Genomic DNA, 1,489 nt, shown 5'->3' on the forward strand with positions numbered 1-1,489 from the left:
GCGTACAGGTCGTCCGTGATGGGGCGGTCCCAGGCGGCGATGGTCACCAGGACGTTGTCGCTGCGGTCGAACTGCACGCAGGAGATCCGGCCCTCGGAGAGCTTGACGCGGCGCACGATCAGGAGGTTGTCGCCCTGCATCACCGGCACGTCCTCGGTGCTGACGACGGTGACCTCCTCGTCGTTCTCCAGCGCCAGCAGCAGCTGGGCCACCTCGAAGGGCACCTGCCCCTCGGGGACGTCGCGCGCCGGGGAGCCCTCCGGCAGATTGCCGATGATCATCGCGGGGCCGCGGCCGCCGAACAGGTCGTAGCGCAGGAAGACGCCCTGGCAGGTGCCGTCGGGGGCGGGCAGCAGTCCCGCACCGAGGTTGCCGGGCCAGTCGCCCGGGTCCATGGCCAGTACGTCGAAGTCAGGCCCGGCGGGAGTGGCGCTGCGGCGGCGGAGGAACGACATGTCGCCAATGGTACGTGCCCCGGCCTGCGAAGTGTCGGGCGGGCGGCGGCCCGGTCGGCCTGCGACAGGGCCTCAAGTCGTCGCCCGGTGCCGTTGGTGGTGGCGGGCGACCCGGGCGCGGTTGCCGCAGGACGGTTTGCACCATTCCTGGCGTGGGTGCTCCTTGAGGAAGTACCGCACACAGCGCGGTGCGTGGCAGGCTCGCAGCCGGTCGCGGTCGGGGCTCGCGAGGAACGCGATCACGGCGTGCGCGAGGGTTGCCGTCAGGTCGTCGGCGCCGCGTTCGGGCCGCTGGTGGACGACGGGTCCGGCCTCCCGGGGCCAGTGCAGGACCGGCACGGTGGGGGTGCGGGCGGCTGCCTCGTTGAGGCGCCGCACGGCCTCGGCCTCGGGCAGGAGGCGGGCCGCGTCCGCGGGGCTGGGCTCGCCGGGGCGCACGGCGCGGGCGAAGAGCGAGCGGGCGGCGGCCCGCAGCTCGCGGACGTCGGCGAGCCGCGCGGCGTCGGCGGTGAACCCCTCGGTGTCCGGCAGGACCTCGGGGTGTGCCCGGACCCAGGCGGTCAGGCCCGCCGGGTCGGTCAGATCGTCGGCTACGCCGCCGTCGCCGTCGTGCCGGACGGTGAGGGCCAGGTCCAGGGCGAGCCGGGCGTCCCTGCTGATCGGTTCCCGCATGGGACTAATGATAGGCCTGCCCGTATCCATTACCGCGAGGTCAGTCCTCCGGGGGCGCCGGCGGGACCACCGCGACGGGGCTCGCGGCGTGCAGCAGGACGGCGTGGGTGACCGAGCCCATCATGCGGGCGGGTGCCAGCAGGTGCCGCCGGTGCCGGCCCACCACGACGAGGTCGGCGTCCCGGGAGGCCGCCACGAGGTGTCCGGCGGCGTCGCCCGCCGCGGCGAGCGGCTCGGCCTGGACGTCTGGGTGCCGTTCGCGGTACGGGGCGAGGAAGCCCTCGGCGAGGACCCGGGCCTCGTCCTCGATGACGTCCTGGTCGACCACCGGCGGGGGCATCTCCCCGGGCATCATCCAGGGC

3 protein-coding genes are annotated in these 1,489 nt (G+C 74.7%); all 3 read right to left on the minus strand.

Translation table 11 applies throughout. The annotated features are described in order from the left end of the window. Positions 1–455 (minus strand): hypothetical protein (locus ACFTZL_RS44850; protein WP_382596391.1); only part of this gene is annotated, 455 nt, incomplete at its 3' end. Between the two features lie 72 nt (positions 456–527). Then, positions 528–1,127 carry a CGNR zinc finger domain-containing protein gene (locus tag ACFTZL_RS44855; RefSeq protein ID WP_382596394.1) on the minus strand — a complete coding sequence of 200 codons (600 nt, stop codon included), beginning with the start codon at positions 1,125–1,127 and terminating at the stop codon, positions 528–530. 40 nt (positions 1,128–1,167) lie between these two features. After that, on the minus strand, positions 1,168–1,489 hold a 322-nt coding region (locus tag ACFTZL_RS44860), incomplete at its 5' end, for a universal stress protein (protein WP_382596397.1).

Origin of the sequence: Streptomyces sp. NPDC056948 (genome assembly GCF_042674225.1) — a bacterium.
GTDB lineage: Bacteria > Actinomycetota > Actinomycetes > Streptomycetales > Streptomycetaceae > Streptomyces > Streptomyces purpurascens.